This window comes from Pseudomonas veronii (assembly GCF_001439695.1).
Lineage (GTDB): Bacteria > Pseudomonadota > Gammaproteobacteria > Pseudomonadales > Pseudomonadaceae > Aquipseudomonas > Aquipseudomonas veronii.
The window spans coordinates 72,168-90,721 of record NZ_JYLL01000025.1 but is presented as its reverse complement, the minus strand read 5'-3'; the positions used below and the strand labels follow the sequence as shown (position 1 = coordinate 90,721).

The following is an 18,554-nucleotide window of genomic DNA, read 5'->3' as shown; positions in this document are numbered from 1 at the left end:
CGACGCGGGCGGAGGCGCCTTCGAGCTCGGCGAGGCCTTCGGCGATGTCGAGTTTGTCGAGGGCAGCCTTGGCGCGGATGATCGCGGCGGAGTCGTTGGCGGTGACGGCGCGGGCTTCGATGGCGGCAGCGGCGCCGGCACCGTCGAGGCGGTCCATGTTGGCTTCGGTGGCGTGGCCGGCGTTGGCGCCTTTGACAGCGACTTCGCCGTCTTCTTCTTTGTCGAATTCGTCCCAGCTCAGCATGACGTGTCGTCTCCTGCGTGAGGGCTCGAAGGTGCCCGTGTGAAACCGGATGGTTGGGGGTTCACACGGCCCTCGGGCCGCGGTGGATCTTAAGGAATCGTTTGTTGCAACAGCTAGCGCAGGCATTAAACGCAATGGGGTGAACGGGTGCTCTGCGTGAGGCTTGAGGGGCGGAGCGATAGATGCATGCTCCTGCGGAGGCCTCAGGTCGGCTCTTCATCCCAGTGTAAAGGGATATTGCAGGCCCGATTTACCCGCGCATTATAGGGAAAAAAACGGCTTTGTGTTGCGGCAGATGCGCTCGGATTGCTGACAAAACGCCTGGTATTCGAGCCAGAGCGAGGGTTTACAGGGGGTTGGTGCCGGAGGATTTTTTTGACGGACGGTGGGCTATTTATTGCGGGGGCTGGCGAGGTTTTTTGAGCGGGGGAGTGGGAGGCGGGTTTTTGGCCGCAAGAACAATTTCTTGCGGCGAATAAGATCACGGTCAATGTGAACTAACGAAGTTGTTATCCGTTAGAGCAACCGTTACCCATCACATGGTAGTTAAGAATGTGGCGCTGACCTTTGGAGTCTTCATATTCCATTTTTACCGGTACGACTTCGCATACATCTGGAATGGTGCTCATGGAGACTACTTTGGCGACGTCCAGGTGAGTGCTGTAGGTGTAGTCTTCAACAATCGGGGCGTTCTGGCCGGCTACGTCAGTCGGGGCTTCCTCGGCCAGGGCGGCGGTGGCGCACAAGCTGCTGAGGGCCATAACTAATAAAGCTTTCATTTCTCTTTTTACCTTCTTCAGTGCGAAAGGGGGCACGGGGCCCTTTGGAGGCCTCGTGTGTAACTTAGGGGTGTTTACTTCCGATTAACGTGCCTTCGTGGGGGCTGTTACGTTGTTAATCTGGTTGCCTTGTTGGCGGAGTCGATTTTAGGCCTGCGGGTTATATTCATATACCCGTGCTTTTGATAAACACTATTGGTGGTTTTTGTAACAATCCCCCGTCGCAGGTTTTTTTACGTGTCCGCCAAGCGCCGCAGGCTACGGGCCAGAGGGGGGAAGGAGATAGCAGGGCAATTTGTAGGATCTTGTTACTACCATCGTCGAATGGTTCTATAGACTGACCCCGGCTACAACTGGGGTCATACAAAAACAACTATTTCACCGAGGTAAGAAAGATGAGTGCGGCTTCCCTGTACCCCGTTCGCCCCGAAACAGTAGCCAACACGCTGACTGACGAGGCGACCTACAAGGCCATGTACCAGCAGTCGGTGGTCAACCCCGATGGTTTCTGGCGTGAGCAAGCCAAGCGTCTTGACTGGATCAAGCCTTTCACCACGGTGAAGCAGACCTCATTCGACGATCACCATGTCGACATCAAGTGGTTTGCCGATGGCACCTTGAACGTTTCCTACAACTGCCTGGACCGTCACCTCGCCGAGCGCGGCGACCAGGCGGCGATCATCTGGGAGGGCGATGACCCTGCCGACAGCCGCACCATCACCTACCGCGAGTTGCACGAACAAGTCTGCAAGTTCGCCAACGCCCTGCGTGGCCAGGACATACACCGCGGCGACGTGGTGACTATTTATATGCCGATGATCCCCGAAGCTGCGGTCGCCATGCTGGCCTGTGCCCGCATCGGTGCGATCCACTCGGTGGTGTTTGGCGGTTTCTCGCCGGAGGCCTTGGCTGGTCGCATCATCGACTGTAAGTCGAAAGTGGTAATCACCGCCGACGAAGGTGTGCGCGCCGGTAAGAAGATTCCGTTGAAGGCCAACGTCGACGACGCTCTGACCAACCCGGAAACCAACAGCGTCCAGAAAGTCATCGTTTGCAAGCGCACCAGTGGCAGTATCAAGTGGAACCAGCATCGCGACATCTGGTACGAAGACCTGATGAAAGTGGCGGGCACCGTGTGCGCGCCGAAAGAGATGGGCGCCGAAGAAGCGCTGTTCATCCTTTATACCTCCGGCTCCACCGGCAAGCCTAAAGGCGTGCAGCACACCACTGGCGGCTACTTGTTGTATGCGGCCCTGACCCATGAGCGCGTATTCGACTACCGTCCGGGCGAAATCTTCTGGTGTACCGCCGACGTCGGCTGGATCACCGGCCACACCTATATCGTCTACGGGCCACTGGCCAATGGCGCGACCACGCTGATGTTCGAAGGCGTGCCTAACTACCCGGACATCACTCGGGTGGGCAAGATCGTCGACAAGCACAAGGTCAATGTTCTCTACACCGCGCCGACGGCGATCCGCGCGATGATGGCTTCCGGCACCGCCGCCTGCGAAGGCGTTGATGGCAGCAGCTTGCGCCTACTGGGTTCGGTGGGTGAGCCGATCAACCCGGAAGCGTGGGACTGGTACTACAAGAACGTCGGCCAATCCCGTTGCCCGATCGTCGATACCTGGTGGCAGACCGAGACCGGCGCCACCCTGATGAGCCCGCTGCCGGGCGCCCATGCGCTCAAGCCGGGTTCGGCGGCACGGCCGTTCTTCGGCGTGGTGCCGGCCTTGGTGGATAACCTGGGCAACATCATCGAAGGCCCTGCCGAAGGCAACCTGGTGATCCTCGATTCGTGGCCAGGCCAGGCCCGTACCCTGTACGGCGACCATGACCGTTTCGTCGATACCTACTTCAAGACCTTCCGTGGCATGTACTTCACCGGTGACGGCGCTCGTCGCGATGAAGATGGCTACTGGTGGATCACCGGCCGTGTGGATGACGTGTTGAACGTGTCCGGCCACCGTATGGGGACCGCCGAGATCGAAAGCGCCATGGTCGCCCACCCGAAAGTCGCCGAAGCGGCGGTGGTGGGTGTGCCGCACGACATCAAGGGCCAAGGCATCTATGTGTATGTCACCCTGAAAAATGGTGAAGAGCCGACCGAAGCGCTGCGCCTGGAACTGAAGAACTGGGTGCGCAAGGAAATCGGGCCGATCGCTTCGCCGGACGTGATCCAGTGGGCACCGGGCTTGCCGAAGACGCGGTCGGGCAAAATCATGCGACGTATCCTGCGCAAGATTGCCACGGCTGAGTACGATGGCTTGGGCGATATCTCCACCCTGGCCGACCCAAGTGTGGTGGCGCATTTGATTGAGACCCACAAGACCATGAACGTCGCGTAAGACGGGTAGGCGGGACAGAGCCCCATTCGGCGTGAGCCGGGTGGGGCTTTTTTGTGGTCTCTCAAAACCACTGAAGATCCCATGTTTGTGGTCTCTCAAAGCCACTGAAGATCCCATGTGGGAGGGGGCTTGCCCCCGATGGCGGTGGATCAGTCACTGATCAGTTGGCTGAAGACCGCTATCGGGGGCAAGTCGAATCGTCGCACCGCCCCTCCCACATGGACCTGCATAACCCCAGGCCAATAAATATCGACTTCTTCGTCAGGACGTTTCTGAATGTTACCGAGCGGCGCAAATGTGTAACCCTTCGCCCGAACATGAGGCAAAGTGCTACGGGGTTGCACCGAAAAGCCGCGTTTTAGACAGCTCCCAGTATTAGATTAAACGCCAGACTTGCCGTGCTAGAAGGGTTTGCGAATAATAGGCCCGCTATTTGCAGTATCAACAGGTTTAATATCTTTTGTCTCTGCATAAAAAACAGGGACTGTCAATGTGCTGGAACCGCTTTCTCGGTGCTTCTGTAAATTGTTGTCGCATTGAGGAAATATCGGCTTCCGGCCTGTCGTTAGAATGCCGATCACTCGCTCGTCGTCGCCGCTGTTGAATCGGCGTAGGACGCAGCACCGCTATTCGGTTTCACTCAGTCGCATCGTGGGCCATGGCTCATACTGCTGTTTTGCCCTATACCGATGGAGTCCCAAGATGAAGAAACTCGTGCTGTTGGGCGCCCTGGCGCTGTCCGTGCTGTCCATGCAGGCTTTCGCTGAAGGCAAGCCTCTGAAAATTGGTATCGAAGCGGCGTACCCTCCGTTTGCCTCGAAGGCGCCGGATGGCAACATCGTCGGTTTTGACTACGACATCGGCAACGCTCTGTGCGAAGAGATGAAGGTCAAGTGTACTTGGGTCGAGCAAGAGTTCGACGGCCTGATCCCCGCGCTGAAAGTGCGCAAGATCGACGCGATCCTGTCGTCCATGTCCATCACCGACGACCGCAAGAAGTCCGTGGACTTCACCAACCGCTACTACCTGACCCCGGCGCGCCTGGTGTTGAAGGAAGGCACGACCGTCAGCGACAGCCTGGATGAGTTGAAAGGCAAGAAGATCGGCGTGCAGCGCGGTTCGATCCACGACCGTTTCGCCAAGGAAGTACTGGCGCCTAAAGGTGCCACGGTTGTTCCTTACAGCTCGCAGAACGAAATCTACCTGGACGTGGAAGCCGGTCGCCTCGACGGCACCGTGGCTGACGCCACCCTGTTGCAGGAAGGTTTCCTCGATACGGCTGCGGGTAAAGGCTACGCGTTCACCGGCCCAGCCTTTACCGATAGCAAATACTTCGGCGATGGCATCGGTATCGCGGTACGTAAAGGCGACAAGGAAAACCTGGACCGCATCAACGCTGCGATCACTGCGATTCGTGCCAACGGCAAGTACAAGGCTATCCAGGACAAGTACTTCAACTTCGATATTTACGGCCCAGACGCCAAGTAAATCGTCGCAGCGGTCTGTCCAGAATGGCGCAAGCAACAGAATTCCTGCGGTTTGCGCCATTTTTTCATCCCCCTTTTCGAGGACCTGAATCATGTTGAAAGGCTACGGGGCCGTCATCCTCGATGGCGCATGGTTGACGCTTCAGCTCGCCTTGTCGTCCATGGCCTTGGCCATCGTTCTGGGTCTGATCGGGGTCGCGTTACGCCTGTCGCCGGTGCGCTGGTTGGCCTGGCTGGGTGACTTGTACTCCACGGTGATCCGTGGGATTCCCGACCTGGTGCTGATCCTGCTGATTTTCTACGGCGGTCAGGACCTGCTCAACCGCGTCGCGCCGATGCTTGGCTATGACGACTATATCGACTTGAACCCCTTGGCCGCCGGTATCGGCACCCTGGGTTTCATCTTTGGCGCCTACCTGTCGGAAACCTTCCGCGGCGCCTTCATGGCCATCCCCAAGGGCCAGGCCGAAGCCGGCCTGGCGTATGGCATGAGCCCTTTCCAGGTGTTTTTCCGGGTGATGGTGCCGCAGATGATCCGGCTGGCGATCCCCGGGTTTACCAACAACTGGCTGGTCCTGACCAAGGCCACCGCGCTGATTTCGGTGGTGGGCCTGCAAGACATGATGTTCAAGGCCAAGCAGGCGGCGGATGCCACCCGCGAGCCTTTTACCTTCTTCCTCGCAGTGGCGGCGATGTACCTGGTGATCACCAGCGTATCGTTGCTGGCCTTGCGTCATCTTGAGAAGCGCTACTCGGTAGGCGTAAGGGCGGCTGATCTATGATCTTCGACTACAACGTCATCTGGGACGCCATGCCGCTGTACCTCGGCGGCTTGCTGACCACCCTGAAACTGCTCGCCATCTCGCTGTTCTTCGGCCTGCTCGCCGCCTTGCCCCTGGGCTTGATGCGGGTGTCCAAGCAGCCGATCGTCAACGGCGCGGCCTGGCTCTACACCTATGTGATCCGCGGCACACCGATGCTGGTGCAGCTGTTCTTGATCTACTACGGCCTGGCCCAGTTCCAGGCGGTGCGCGAGAGCTTCCTGTGGCCGCTGTTGTCCAGCGCCACGTTCTGCGCGTGCCTGGCCTTTGCGATCAACACCAGCGCCTACACCGCCGAAATCATCGCCGGGAGCCTCAAGGCCACCCCCAACGGCGAGATCGAAGCGGCCAAGGCCATGGGCATGTCGCGCTACAAACTGTACCGCCGCATCCTGCTGCCATCGGCCCTGCGCCGGGCGCTGCCGCAGTACAGCAACGAAGTGATCATGATGCTGCAGACCACCAGCCTGGCATCCATCGTCACCCTGATCGACATCACCGGTGCCGCGCGCACGGTGAACGCACAGTTCTACCTGCCGTTCGAAGCGTATATCACCGCCGGCGCGTTCTACCTGTGCCTGACTTTCATCCTGGTGCGCCTGTTCAAGTTGGCCGAGCGCCGCTGGCTGAGCTACCTGGCTCCACGGAAGCACTGATATGGAACGTATCGATCACCTGTTGCCCTGGGGCCACCTGGGTTGCGAGCGCCAACTGAGCGTGTTCCGTTTCGGCAGCGGCGAGCGCAAGGCCTACATCCAGGCCAGCCTGCACGCCGATGAACTGCCGGGGATGCGTGCCGCGTGGGAGCTGAAAAAGCGCCTGACCGAACTGGAACAGCAAGGCGCGCTCAACGGCGTGATCGAGTTGGTGCCGGTGGCCAACCCGATGGGCCTGGGCCAGCTGTTGCAAGGCAGCCATCAAGGGCGTTTCGAGATTGGCAGCGGCAAGAATTTCAACCGCGATTTCGTCGAGTTGAGCGAGCCGCTGATCGCACAACTGCACGGCAAGCTCGGCGATGATCCCCATGCCAACGTGCGCGTGATCCGCCAGGCGATGCGCGATACGCTCGACGCGCTACCCGCGCCGGCCAGCCAGTTGCAAGGCATGCAGCGGGTGCTGCTGAGCCACGCCTGCACCGCGGACATCGTCCTCGACCTGCATTGCGACGCCGAAGCCGCGCTGCACATGTACGCGCTGCCCCAGCATTGGCCGCAGTGGCGGTCGCTGTCGGCGCATTTGAATGTGAAAGTCGGGCTGCTGGCGGAAGACTCCGGCGGCAGTTCGTTCGATGAAGCCTGCTCGCTGCCCTGGCTGCGTGTGTCGCGGGCGTTCCCCGAGGCGCAGATTCCGCTGGCGTGCCTGGCGACCACCCTGGAACTGGGCGGCCAGGCCGATACCGGCCGCGACGAAGCGATCTTCCACGCCGAAGGCATCCTCGCGTTCCTCGCCGAGCAGGGCCTGATTAAAGGTGAGTGGCCGGCGCCACGTCACGAACCCTGCGAAGGCGTGCCCTTCGAAGGCACCGAATTGCTGTTTGCACCCCACGCTGGCGTGATCAGTTACCTGCGTAAAGCCGGTGACTGGGTGGACGCCGGCGAGCCGGTTTTTGAAGTGATCGACCCTCTGGAAGACCGCGTGAGCATCATCTGCGCCGGCACTTCGGGGGTGCTGTTTGCCGTTGAACGGCTACGTTATGCCCAAGCGGGTTTCTGGCTGGCCAAGGTGGCGGGGCGCGAAGCGCTGCGTCACGGGCGCTTGCTCAACGACTGACCACCTGTTTTTGTGAGAACCGACCGCATGTACAAGCTTGAAGTCCAAGACCTGCATAAACGCTATGGCAGTCATGAAGTGCTCAAAGGCGTGTCCCTGGCCGCCGCGGCCGGTGATGTGATCAGCATCATCGGTTCCAGCGGTTCGGGCAAAAGTACCTTTTTGCGCTGCGTCAACCTGCTGGAGCAGCCCCACGCCGGCAAGATCCTGCTCAATAACGAAGAGCTGAAACTGGTGGCCGGCAAAGACGGCGCCCTGCGGGCCGCCGACCCGAAACAGCTGCAACGCATGCGTTCGCGCCTGTCCATGGTGTTCCAGCATTTCAACCTGTGGTCGCACATGACCGCGCTGGAAAACGTGATGGAAGCCCCGGTGCATGTGCTGGGCATGTCGAAAAAGGACGCGCGGGAAAAGGCCGAGCACTACCTGGCCAAAGTCGGCGTGGGCCATCGTAAGGATGCGTTCCCCGGCCATATGTCCGGTGGCGAGCAACAGCGCGTGGCGATTGCCCGTGCGCTGGCGATGGAGCCGGAGGTGATGCTGTTCGACGAACCCACCTCGGCGCTGGACCCGGAGTTGGTCGGCGAAGTGTTGAAAGTGATGCAGGACCTGGCCCAGGAAGGCCGCACCATGGTGGTGGTGACCCACGAAATGGGCTTTGCCCGTGAAGTGTCCAACCAGCTGGTATTCCTGCACAAAGGCATCGTCGAAGAACGCGGCAACCCGCGCGAAGTGCTGGTCAATCCCCAGTCTGAGCGGCTTCAGCAGTTCCTCTCCGGCAGCTTGAAGTAGCCACTCCTTTTATGTGGGAGGGGGCTTGCCCCCGATAGCAGTCTGTCAGTTGATACATCTGGTGACTGATACACCGCTATCGGGGGCAAGTCGAATCGTCGCACCGCCCCTCCCACATTGGATGTTCATCGTTTTTGAGATTTGTGTTCGTTTACGGGCTAGCATTGGCCCACGGCTTCTTTCACTGTTTTTGCTTCGGATAGCCCTCCATGACTGCCCATCGAATTGGTTTCCTGATTTGGCCCAGCACAAAAGCACTGACGCTTGCGCTGGCTGAGGAGGCCTTGCGCGTTGCTCAGCGGGTGCATCCGGAGGTGGTCTATGAACTGTCGTTTCTGCAGGCCGAACCGCAGACCGATGGCGCCTGGCAACTGCCCGGCGGGCCGTGGGCCGGCAAGCTCGAAGGCTTCCAGAAACTGTTCCTGCTGGCCGACGAACCGCCCACCGCGATCGCTTCGCAGCTCAGCACCGCGCTCAAGCAACTGGTGCGCGCCGGGTGTGTGATCGGCGGCTTGTCGGCCGGTGTCTACCCGCTGGCTCATCTCGGTCTGCTCGACGGCTACCGCGCCGCCGTGCATTGGCGCTGGCAGGACGATTTCGCCGAGCGCTTCCCCAAGGTCATCGCCACCAGCCATCTGTTCGACTGGGACCGCGATCGCCTGACCGCCTGTGGCGGCATGTCGGTACTCGACCTGTTGCTGGCGGTGCTGGCCCGTGATCACGGCGCCGAGCTGGCCGGTGCGGTGTCCGAGGAACTGGTGGTGGAGCGCATCCGCGAAGGCGGCGAGCGCCAGCGCATCCCTCTGCAAAACCGCCTGGGCTCGAGCCATCCGAAGCTGACCCAGGCGGTGCTGTTGATGGAGGCCAACATTGAGGAACCGCTGACCACCGACGAAATCGCCCAGCATGTCTGCGTGTCGCGACGACAACTGGAACGCATCTTCAAGCAATACCTCAATCGCGTCCCCAGCCAGTATTACCTGGAACTGCGCCTGAACAAGGCCCGCCAGATGCTGATGCAAACCAGCAAGTCGATCATCCAGATCGGCCTGTCCTGCGGCTTCTCCTCGGGGCCGCACTTCTCCAGCGCCTACCGCAATTTCTTCGGCGCCACCCCCCGCGAAGACCGCAACCAGCGACGCAGCAGCAGCCCGTTCGAGTTGTCGTCGGTGCCGTCCGAACGCGGTTGATCTCACTCGCGCGATCCCTGCGGTAGATAGATAGCCGGCCGCCGGCCAAGTTACGCCTATCCTGCTCGACCACCTGCCGCTGTGCCCCGGTAGCGTTTAAACTGCGCCATTGCGATGCTATTTGTCGCATTGGCGTAAACCCGCCAAAATCGCGGGTTGGCGCTATAAGAAGTTGTCGCTTGGCGGCAAGGCCGCGCTGAAAACTGTCCTTACAATCCCTGCATCGCCCGCCAGTTCCAGGCAGGCGTTCCTCTTCAGGAGACTCCGATGTCCGTTGAGCAAGCCCCGGTGCAACGTGCCGATTTCGACCAGGTCATGGTGCCCAATTACGCACCTGCCGCATTCATCCCCGTGCGCGGCGCAGGTTCGCGCGTGTGGGACCAGGCGGGTCGCGAGCTGATCGACTTTGCCGGCGGCATCGCGGTCAATGTTTTGGGCCATGCCCACCCGGCGCTGGTCGGTGCGTTGACCGAACAGGCCCACAAGCTGTGGCACGTCTCCAACGTCTTCACCAATGAGCCGGCCCTGCGCCTGGCCCACAAGTTGATCGACGCCACTTTTGCCGAGCGTGTGTTCTTCTGCAACTCCGGCGCCGAAGCCAACGAGGCTGCGTTCAAGCTGGCCCGTCGCGTGGCGTTCGACCGCTTCGGCAGCGAGAAATACGAGATCATCGCCGCCCTCAACAGCTTCCACGGCCGCACCCTGTTCACCGTCAACGTCGGTGGCCAGTCGAAGTACTCCGACGGCTTCGGGCCGAAGATCACTGGCATCACCCATGTGCCGTTCAATGACCTGGCCGCGCTGAAAGCTGCCGTGTCGGACAAGACCTGCGCCGTGGTGCTGGAACCGGTGCAAGGCGAGGGCGGCGTACTGCCGGCCGAGCTGGCCTACCTGCAAGGCGCCCGCGAACTGTGCGACGCCCACGACGCGCTGCTGGTGTTCGACGAAGTGCAGACCGGCATGGGCCGCAGCGGCCACCTGTTCGCCTACCAGCACTACGGTGTGGTGCCGGACATTCTCACCAGCGCCAAGAGCCTGGGCGGCGGTTTCCCGATTGCCGCGATGCTCACCACGGAAGCCTTGGCCAAGCACTTGGTGGTCGGCACCCACGGCACCACCTACGGCGGCAACCCGCTGGCATGTGCGGTGGCGGGGGCGGTGATCGATGTGATCAACACGCCTGAAGTGCTGGCCGGCGTCAACGCCAAGCACGACCTGTTCAAGGCCCGCCTGGAACAGATCGGCAAACAATACGGGATCTTCAGCGAAGTGCGCGGCCTCGGCCTGCTGCTCGGTTGCGTGTTGAGTGACGCCTGGAAAGGCAAGGCCAAGGACGTGTTCAACGCGGCCGAGAAAGAAAACCTGATGATCCTGCAAGCCGGCCCCGACGTGGTGCGTTTCGCGCCGAGCCTGGTGGTGGAGGATGCGGACATCAATGAAGGCCTGGACCGTTTTGAGCGTGCTGTTAAAACACTGACCCAAGCCTGATACACATTTATCTGTCGGACTGGGTCGAATGTGGGAGGGGGCTTGCCCCCGATAGCAGTCTGTCAGTTGATACATCTGGTGACTGATACACCGCTATCGGGGGCAAGTCGAATCGTCGCACCGCCCCTCCCACATTGGATATGTGTTGTTCCTGACCTGTCCGGTACTTTTTCCTATGAGTTTTTCGAGTTAAGGAGTGACACCATGCTGGTGATGCGCCCCGCGCAAATGGCTGATCTGGGCGAGGTGCAGCGTCTGGCTGCGGACAGCCCGATTGGTGTCACCTCCTTGCCGGACGATGTGGAGCGCCTGAGCGACAAGATCGCCGCCAGCGAAGCGTCTTTCGCTGCCGAGGTCAGTTTCAACGGTGAAGAAAGCTATTTCTTCGTGCTCGAAGACACCGAGACCGGCAAGCTCGTCGGCTGCTCGGCCATCGTCGCCTCGGCCGGCTACTCGGAACCGTTCTACAGCTTCCGTAACGAGACCTTCGTCCACGCCTCCCGCGAGCTGAAGATCCACAACAAGATCCACGTGCTTTCCCAGTGCCACGACCTCACCGGCAACAGCCTGCTCACCAGCTTCTACGTGGTGCCGGAGCTGGTCGGTTCGCCGTGGTCGGAACTCAATTCCCGCGGCCGCCTGTTGTTCGTCGCCAGCCATCCCGAGCGCTTCGCCGACTCGGTGGTGACCGAGATTGTCGGCTACAGCGACGAGAACGGTGATTCGCCGTTCTGGGACGCCATCGGACGCAACTTCTTCGACCTCAACTACGCCGCCGCCGAGCGCCTGTGCGGGCTGAAAAGCCGCACGTTCCTCGCCGAGCTGATGCCGCACTACCCGATCTACGTGCCGCTGCTGCCGGACGAAGCCCAGGAAGCCATGGGCCAGGTGCATCCGCGTGCGCAGATCACCTTCGACATCCTCATGCGCGAAGGCTTCGAGACCGATCACTACATCGACATCTTCGACGGCGGCCCGACGCTGCACGCGCGGGTCTCGGGCATTCGCTCGATCGCCCAGAGCCGCGTGGTGCCGGTGAAGATCGGCGAGAGGGTCAAGGGTGTCGGCCGCCAGTACCTGGTGAGCAACGCGCAGTTGCAGGATTACCGCGCGGTGCTGCTGGAGCTGGACTACGCGCCCGGCAAACCGGTGACCCTGGACCTGGAAGCAGCCGAAGCCCTGGGCGTCGGCGAAGGCGCCAGCGTGCGTTTGGTTGCGGTTTAACGCAGAGTTTTGCGGGTGGCCTGAGCGGGCGGCCCGCCTGAGGAGATAGCATGATCGTTCGTCCCGTACGCAGCAGCGATTTACCGGCCCTGATTGATCTGGCGCGCAGCACCGGCACCGGCCTGACCACCTTGCCGGCCAACGAAGAGCGCCTGACCCACCGGGTCGGCTGGGCCGAAAAAACCTTCCGCGGCGAAGCCGGGCGCGGGGATGCCGACTACCTGTTCGTGCTGGAAAACGACGAAGGCCGCGTGGTGGGGATTTCCGCCATCGCCGGCGCCGTCGGCCTGCGCGAGCCCTGGTACAACTTCCGGGTCGGCCTGACCGTCAGCGCCTCCCAGGAGCTGAATATCTACCGTGAGATCCCGACGCTGTTCCTGGCCAACGACCTCACCGGCAACTCCGAACTGTGTTCGTTGTTCCTGCACGCCGATTACCGCAACGGCCTCAACGGCCGCATGCTGGCCAAGGCGCGCCTGCTGTTTATCGCGGAGTTCCCGCAGTTGTTCGGCAACAAGATCATCGCCGAGATGCGCGGCGTGTCCAATGAAGCCGGGCGCTCGCCGTTCTGGGAAAGCCTGGGCCGACACTTCTTCAAGATGGAATTCAGCCAGGCCGACTACCTCACCGGCGTGGGCAACAAAGCCTTTATCGCCGAGTTGATGCCGAAATTTCCGCTGTACAGCTGCTTCCTGTCGGAGGATGCGCGCAACGTGATCGGCAAGGTCCACCCGGATACCGAGCCGGCGCTGAGCATGCTCAAGAGCGAAGGGTTCAGCTACCAGGGCTATGTCGACATTTTCGACGCCGGACCGGCGGTGGAATGTGAGACCAGCAAGATCCGTGCGGTGCGCGACAGCCAGTCGCTGGTGTTGGCCATCGGCACGCCAGGCGACGACGCCACGCCGTTCCTGATCCATAACCGCAAGCGCGAAGAGTGCCGCATCACCGCCGCACCGGCCCGCCTGGCGGCAGGCACGCTGGTGGTTGATCCGTTGACCGCCAAGCGCCTGCAACTGGTGGTGGGTGATCAAGTGCGTGCCGTACCGTTGTCTGCTGCTCGGGAGTCGAAATAATGAATTCGCTGTATATCGCAGGTAGCTGGCTGGCTGGCCAGGGTGAGTTGTTCGAATCGCGCAACCCGGTGACCCAGCACGTGCTGTGGGCCGGCAATGGCGCCAGCGCCGAGCAGGTCGAATCCGCCGTGCAGGCGGCGCGCCAGGCGTTTCCGGCGTGGGCCCGGCGCTCGTTGGAAGAGCGCATCGGTGTGCTCGAAGCCTTCGCCAATACCTTGAAAAGCCGCGCCGATGAAATCGCCCGCTGCATCGGTGAAGAAACCGGCAAGCCCCTGTGGGAATCGGCCACCGAAGTCACCAGCATGGCCAACAAGATCGCAATCTCGGTGCAAAGCTACCGCGAGCGTACCGGCGAGAAGAGCGGCCCGCTGGGCGACGCCACCGCCGTGCTGCGCCACAAGCCTCACGGCGTGGTGGCGGTGTTTGGTCCTTACAACTTCCCCGGTCACCTGCCCAATGGGCATATCGTCCCGGCGTTGCTGGCGGGCAATACCGTGCTGTTCAAACCCAGCGAGTTGACCCCGAAAGTCGCCGAGCTGACCGTGCAATGCTGGATCGAAGCCGGCCTGCCGGCGGGCGTGTTGAACCTGCTGCAAGGTGCGCGGGAAACCGGAATCGCCCTGGCGGCCAACCCGGGTATCGACGGGTTGTTCTTCACCGGCTCCAGCCGCACCGGCAACCACCTGCACCAGCAGTTCTCCGGGCGCCCGGACAAGATCCTGGCCCTGGAAATGGGCGGTAACAACCCGCTGGTGGTGGATCAAGTGGCCGACGTGGATGCGGCGGTCTACACCATCATCCAATCGGCGTTTATCTCGGCCGGCCAACGTTGCACCTGTGCCCGTCGCTTGCTGGTGCCCGAAGGCGCCTGGGGCGATGCGCTGCTGGCGCGGCTGGTGGCAGTCAGCGCGACGATTACGGTCGGTGCATTCGACCAGCAACCGGCGCCGTTCATGGGCTCGGTGATTTCCCTGGCGGCGGCGAAAGCCTTGATGGACGCCCAGGAACTGCTGTTGGCCAACGGCGCCGTGGCGCTGCTGGAAATGACCCAGCCGCAGGCTCAGGCCGCGTTGCTGACCCCGGGCATCATTGACGTGACCGAAGTGAGCGAGCGCGCCGATGAAGAGCTGTTCGGCCCGCTGTTGCAGGTGATCCGCTACGCTGATTTCGCCGCGGCGATTGCCGAGGCCAACAACACCCAGTACGGCCTGGCCGCCGGTTTGTTGTCGGACTCCGAAGCGCGCTACCAGCAGTTCTGGCTGGAAAGCCGCGCCGGGATCGTCAACTGGAACAAACAACTGACCGGCGCCGCCAGTACCGCGCCGTTCGGTGGTGTCGGGGCTTCGGGCAACCATCGCGCCAGCGCCTATTACGCAGCGGATTATTGCGCGTACCCGGTGGCGTCCCTGGAAACCCCAAGCCTGGTGCTGCCAGCCACACTCACCCCCGGCATTACACTGATCTAAAGGTGGGAGGGGGCAAGCCCCCTCCCACACTTGACCCGGGGTGTGTTGAAGATTGCCTATAAAAACAGATGTTCGTGGAGCCTCGCCGATGAAATCCTATGAAGTCAATTTTGACGGTCTAGTGGGGCCGACCCATAACTACGGCGGTTTGTCCTACGGCAACGTCGCGTCCCAGAGCAACAGCCAGCAAGCTTCCAACCCCAAGGAAGCGGCGTTGCAGGGCCTGCAGAAAATGAAAGCGCTGATGGACATGGGTTTTGTGCAAGGCGTGCTGGCGCCGCAGGAACGCCCGGACGTGGCTGCCTTGCGCAACCTCGGCTTCAGCGGCAGCGATGCCCAGGTCATCCAGCACGCGGCCAAGCACGCCATGCCATTGCTGGTCGCCAGTTGCTCGGCGTCGAGCATGTGGGTGGCCAACGCCGCCACCGTCAGCCCGAGCGCCGACACGGCGGATGGCCGCGTGCATTTCACCGCCGCCAACCTCAACTGCAAATACCACCGCAGCATCGAACACCCGACCACCAGCCGCGTATTGGGGGCGATGTTTGCCGATGCGAAACACTTCGCCCACCACGCCGCGTTGCCGGCGGTGGCGCAGTTCGGCGACGAAGGCGCGGCCAACCACACACGTTTCTGCCGTGACTATGGCGAGGCCGGCGTGGAGTTTTTCGTGTTCGGCCGCAGCGCGTTCGACACCCGTTACCCGGCACCGCAGAAGTACCCGGCGCGCCAGACCCTCGAAGCCTCCCAGGCCGTCGCCCGCCTGCACGGCCTGAAAGACGCTGGCGTGGTCTTCGCCCAGCAGAACCCGGCGGTGATCGATGCCGGCGTGTTCCATAACGACGTGATCGCGGTGGGCAATGGCGAAATGCTGTTCTATCACGAGGACGCGTTCCTCAACACCGAGACGATGCTTGCCGAGTTGCAGGCCAAGTTGGGCAAGCTGGGCGGCAACTTCCAGTCGGTGTGCGTGCCGCGTGCCCAGGTCAGCGTCGAAGACGCGGTGCGTTCCTACCTGTTCAACAGCCAATTGCTGACCCGCGCCGACGGCTCGATGCTATTGATCGTGCCGGAAGAGTGCCGCGCCAACGCACGTGTCTGGCAGTATCTGCAAGGTCTGACCGCTGCCGGTGGTTTGATCCGCGAGGTCAAGGTCTTCGACCTCAAGCAAAGCATGCAGAACGGCGGCGGCCCGGCGTGCCTGCGTTTGCGCGTGGCGTTGAACGAAACCGAGCTGGCGGCGGTGAACCCAGGGGTTATCATGACCGCGCCGTTGTATGAAACGCTGACCCAGTGGGTCGACAAGCACTACCGCGACAGCCTGCGCGAAAGCGACCTGGCTGACCCGCAATTGCTGCTTGAATGCCGGACGGCATTGGATGAACTGACGCAAATCCTTAAACTGGGCGCGGTATATCCTTTCCAGATCAATTAACGCCACACGGCCGAGAGCTATTTATGAGCACCGATACCCTGCAACTGATCCTTGAAGACACCGACGGCACCCAGCTGCAAACCTCCTGCACCCGCGTTGCCGTGATCTGGCAGGGCAAGGAAGTCTGGATTCAGCACGACGGCCGTGGCCAACTGCTGATCGGTGTGGACGTGGAAGAAGGCGACGCCGAGTACGCCAACCTGCTGATGCGCCCACTGGCCACCAACCTGATGAGCCTGCAACTGGAAATGGAACCGGCCGACGTTGAGGGTGATGACGACGATCACGTCCACGGCCCAGGCTGCAACCACTAAGGAAGCTGCTTATGCTCGCCCTCGGCAAACTCCTTGAACTGACTCTCGCCGGTCGTGAACCGGCGCAAAAAATTCAACTGACTGTCGACGGCGTGCAGATGCGCTGGCTCAGCGAAGGCGCGCTCGAAGTGCGCCCGCCGCAAGCGCGGGACAACGGCAGCGACGTGCTGCTGTCGTCCGGCATCCACGGCAACGAGACCGCGCCGATCGAATTGCTCGACCGCCTGTTGCATGGCATCGCCCGTGGGCAGATCAAACCCCGCACCCGTATTCTGTTCCTGTTCGGCAACCCCGAGGCCATGCGCCGCGGCGAGCGTTACCTCGAACTGGACGTCAACCGGCTGTTCAACGGCCGTCACGAAAAAAATATCGGCCCTGAAGCCATGCGCGCCGCCGAGCTGGAACAATTGGCCCGCAGCTTCTTCAGCCTGCCTGGCCGCTCGCGCTTGCATTACGACCTGCACACCGCCATTCGTGGTTCGAAGGTCGAGCAGTTCGCCCTCTACCCGTGGAAGGACGGGCGCCAGCATTCGCGCCACGAACTGGCCCGCTTGCGCGCCGCCGGTATGCAGGCGGTGCTGCTGCAGAACAAAGCTTCGATCACCTTCTCCGCCTTTACCTATGAGCAACTGGGTGCCGAGGCCTTTACCCTGGAATTGGGCAAGGCGCGGCCGTTCGGGCAGAACCAGGATGTGGACGTGTCGCGCCTGGAAACCCGGCTGACGCAGATCATCGAAGGCACCGAGCCGGACACCGGCAGCCTGGATGGCCTGCAGCTGTTTGCCGTGTCCCGCGAAGTCATCAAGCACAGCGATGCATTCCTGTTGCACCTGCCGGCGGACGTGGAAAACTTTTCGCCGTTGGCCCAGGGCTATCTGCTCGCCGAAGACGTCGCCAAGACCCGCTGGGTGATCGAGGAGGAGGGCGCACGCATCATCTTCCCGAACCCGAAGGTGAAGAATGGCTTGCGCGCAGGGATATTGATCGTGCCGACCACGGACGCCGGGCTGGCATAGATCTCAGCCTTAACCGGATCCAAATGTGGGAGGGGGCTTGCCCCCGATTGCGGTGTAACTGTCAGAAAATTTTTAACTGACAGACCGCCATCGGGGGCAAGCCCCCTCCCACATTTTGTTTTGCGGTGTTGCTTAAACTGCTACGGCACGCGGCTCGCTGCGGCGGATCGCACGTACCTTGTGCAAGGTGTCGGCACAGGTACGCGCCGCTTCCTGGCCTTTGTGTACGAAGTGATCATGGAAGAAGGCGTGGTGCTCGCTGCCAGCGTGGAAGTGGTGCGGGGTCAGAGACACCGAGAACACCGGCACTTCGGTTTCCAGCTGAACCTGCATCAGGCCGCTGACCACCGATTGGGCGACGAATTCGTGGCGGTAGATGCCGCCGTCCACCACCAGGGCCGCGGCGACGATGCCGGCGTAACGGCCGGTCTTGGCCAGCAGCTTGGCGTGCAGGGGCATTTCAAAGGCGCCGCCGACTTCGAAGAAATCGATGTCCGATTCCTGGTAACCCAGGGCGATCATTTCGCTGAGAAAGCCTTTGCGCGATTGGTCGACAATATCCTTGTGCCAGCAGGCCTGGATAAACGCGACGCGCTCGCCGTGATGGTTTTTGCTTTTGCTGTCGATTGCGGTGGGTTGCATGTTCTGACTCCTGTTTAAGAAAAAAACAGGGCGTTATGAATCGAATGGGATTTAAGGGTACGAACAGCTGGGTCATGCAGGCATGAACTCAGCGCGCGGCCCTTTTGCGCCAATCCCGTTCTCTCTTCATCCGGACTATGACCGTCGGCCCCGGGATCACACCGGGTCTGCTGACCTTGTCGCCGTCCTGCCGGAGCAGTTCGAGGCGCCAAGCGCTCGCGGGCTATGCACATTGCGCGCAATTACCGCCGGTGGGGAATTGCACCCCGCCCTGAGAACGTTGCCGCCAGAACCCTGGCGGCGGAGAGTTTTTAACATGGTTTTTCAGAAACTGCACGATTGCCGTATCGATAGCCTATATCGGTTTGTTTGATTGATATTCGATTGACGCAGCATAGGGCTTGATATTCCGTGGCTTTACCCGCAGTAATCGTCAGTACGAAAGAACGCCCAACCCAT

General features: G+C 61.3%; 16 protein-coding genes, 1 pseudogene and 1 riboswitch. Of the genes and pseudogenes, 14 read left to right on the top strand and 3 right to left on the bottom strand.

What is annotated here, in order from left to right; all coding sequences use genetic code 11:
- Together TU80_RS23835 and TU80_RS23830 are read right to left on the bottom strand one after the other, a co-directional pair.
- Positions 1-244 (bottom strand): annotated as a pseudogene (locus TU80_RS23835) (ribonucleotide-diphosphate reductase subunit beta); the annotation flags it as partial.
- Between the two features lie 509 nt (positions 245-753).
- Positions 754-1,023 carry a DUF2790 domain-containing protein gene (locus TU80_RS23830; protein WP_017849219.1) on the bottom strand — a complete coding sequence of 90 codons (270 nt, stop codon included), beginning with the start codon at positions 1,021-1,023 and terminating at the stop codon, positions 754-756.
- Positions 1,024-1,418: 395 nt separating this feature from the next.
- On the opposite strand from TU80_RS23830, the gene acs reads away from it, so the two are divergent.
- The 14 genes from acs (at position 1,419) to astE (ending at position 17,453) form a co-directional block, all read left to right on the top strand.
- Positions 1,419-3,374, top strand: coding sequence for an acetate--CoA ligase (acs, locus tag TU80_RS23825; protein WP_017849218.1), 1,956 nt, complete (start codon positions 1,419-1,421; stop codon positions 3,372-3,374).
- Between the two features lie 702 nt (positions 3,375-4,076).
- Positions 4,077-4,862, top strand: coding sequence for an ABC transporter substrate-binding protein (locus TU80_RS23820; protein WP_017849217.1), 786 nt, complete (start codon positions 4,077-4,079; stop codon positions 4,860-4,862).
- A 91-nt stretch (positions 4,863-4,953) separates the two neighbouring features.
- The gene (locus tag TU80_RS23815; RefSeq protein WP_010566615.1) at positions 4,954-5,643 is read left to right on the top strand and encodes an ABC transporter permease; all 690 of its coding nucleotides are present in this window, start codon (positions 4,954-4,956) and stop codon (positions 5,641-5,643) included.
- On the top strand, positions 5,640-6,338 hold the full coding sequence (locus TU80_RS23810) for an ABC transporter permease (protein ID WP_017849216.1): 699 nt from the start codon (positions 5,640-5,642) through the stop codon (positions 6,336-6,338). Before TU80_RS23815 ends, TU80_RS23810 begins: the two co-directional genes overlap by 4 nt.
- A gap of 1 nt (position 6,339) precedes the next feature.
- Entirely contained in the window at positions 6,340-7,452 is a 1,113-nt protein-coding gene (locus tag TU80_RS23805) for a succinylglutamate desuccinylase/aspartoacylase family protein (protein ID WP_046382322.1), read from the top strand.
- Positions 7,453-7,479: 27 nt separating this feature from the next.
- Positions 7,480-8,244: an ABC transporter ATP-binding protein gene (locus TU80_RS23800; protein ID WP_046382323.1), complete on the top strand. Its 765-nt coding sequence runs from the start codon at positions 7,480-7,482 to the stop codon at positions 8,242-8,244.
- A 209-nt stretch (positions 8,245-8,453) separates the two neighbouring features.
- A complete protein-coding gene (locus tag TU80_RS23795; protein WP_017849213.1) occupies positions 8,454-9,434 on the top strand; it encodes a GlxA family transcriptional regulator in 981 nt (326 codons plus the stop codon).
- Between the two features lie 267 nt (positions 9,435-9,701).
- Positions 9,702-10,922, top strand: coding sequence for an aspartate aminotransferase family protein (locus TU80_RS23790; RefSeq protein ID WP_046382325.1), 1,221 nt, complete (start codon positions 9,702-9,704; stop codon positions 10,920-10,922).
- 204 nt (positions 10,923-11,126) lie between these two features.
- A complete protein-coding gene (gene aruF / locus TU80_RS23785) occupies positions 11,127-12,146 on the top strand; it encodes an arginine/ornithine succinyltransferase subunit alpha (RefSeq protein WP_017849211.1) in 1,020 nt (339 codons plus the stop codon).
- Between the two features lie 50 nt (positions 12,147-12,196).
- Entirely contained in the window at positions 12,197-13,222 is a 1,026-nt protein-coding gene (astA, locus tag TU80_RS23780; RefSeq protein ID WP_017849210.1) for an arginine N-succinyltransferase, read from the top strand.
- The gene (gene astD, locus TU80_RS23775; RefSeq protein ID WP_169796393.1) at positions 13,219-14,688 is read left to right on the top strand and encodes a succinylglutamate-semialdehyde dehydrogenase; all 1,470 of its coding nucleotides are present in this window, start codon (positions 13,219-13,221) and stop codon (positions 14,686-14,688) included. The genes astA and astD overlap by 4 nt, the downstream gene beginning before the upstream one ends.
- An 88-nt stretch (positions 14,689-14,776) precedes the next feature.
- Positions 14,777-16,123: an N-succinylarginine dihydrolase gene (gene astB / locus TU80_RS23770; protein WP_046382327.1), complete on the top strand. Its 1,347-nt coding sequence runs from the start codon at positions 14,777-14,779 to the stop codon at positions 16,121-16,123.
- A 23-nt stretch (positions 16,124-16,146) separates the two neighbouring features.
- Entirely contained in the window at positions 16,147-16,437 is a 291-nt protein-coding gene (locus TU80_RS23765) for a hypothetical protein (protein ID WP_017849207.1), read from the top strand.
- An 11-nt stretch (positions 16,438-16,448) separates the two neighbouring features.
- The gene (gene astE / locus TU80_RS23760) at positions 16,449-17,453 is read left to right on the top strand and encodes a succinylglutamate desuccinylase (protein ID WP_017849206.1); all 1,005 of its coding nucleotides are present in this window, start codon (positions 16,449-16,451) and stop codon (positions 17,451-17,453) included.
- 132 nt (positions 17,454-17,585) lie between these two features.
- Here astE and TU80_RS23755 read toward each other — a convergent pair whose 3' ends face one another.
- Entirely contained in the window at positions 17,586-18,095 is a 510-nt protein-coding gene (locus TU80_RS23755) for a 6,7-dimethyl-8-ribityllumazine synthase (RefSeq protein WP_017849205.1), read from the bottom strand.
- 113 nt (positions 18,096-18,208) lie between these two features.
- A riboswitch (FMN riboswitch) is annotated at positions 18,209-18,378 on the bottom strand.
- Positions 18,379-18,554: the final 176 nt, after the last annotated feature.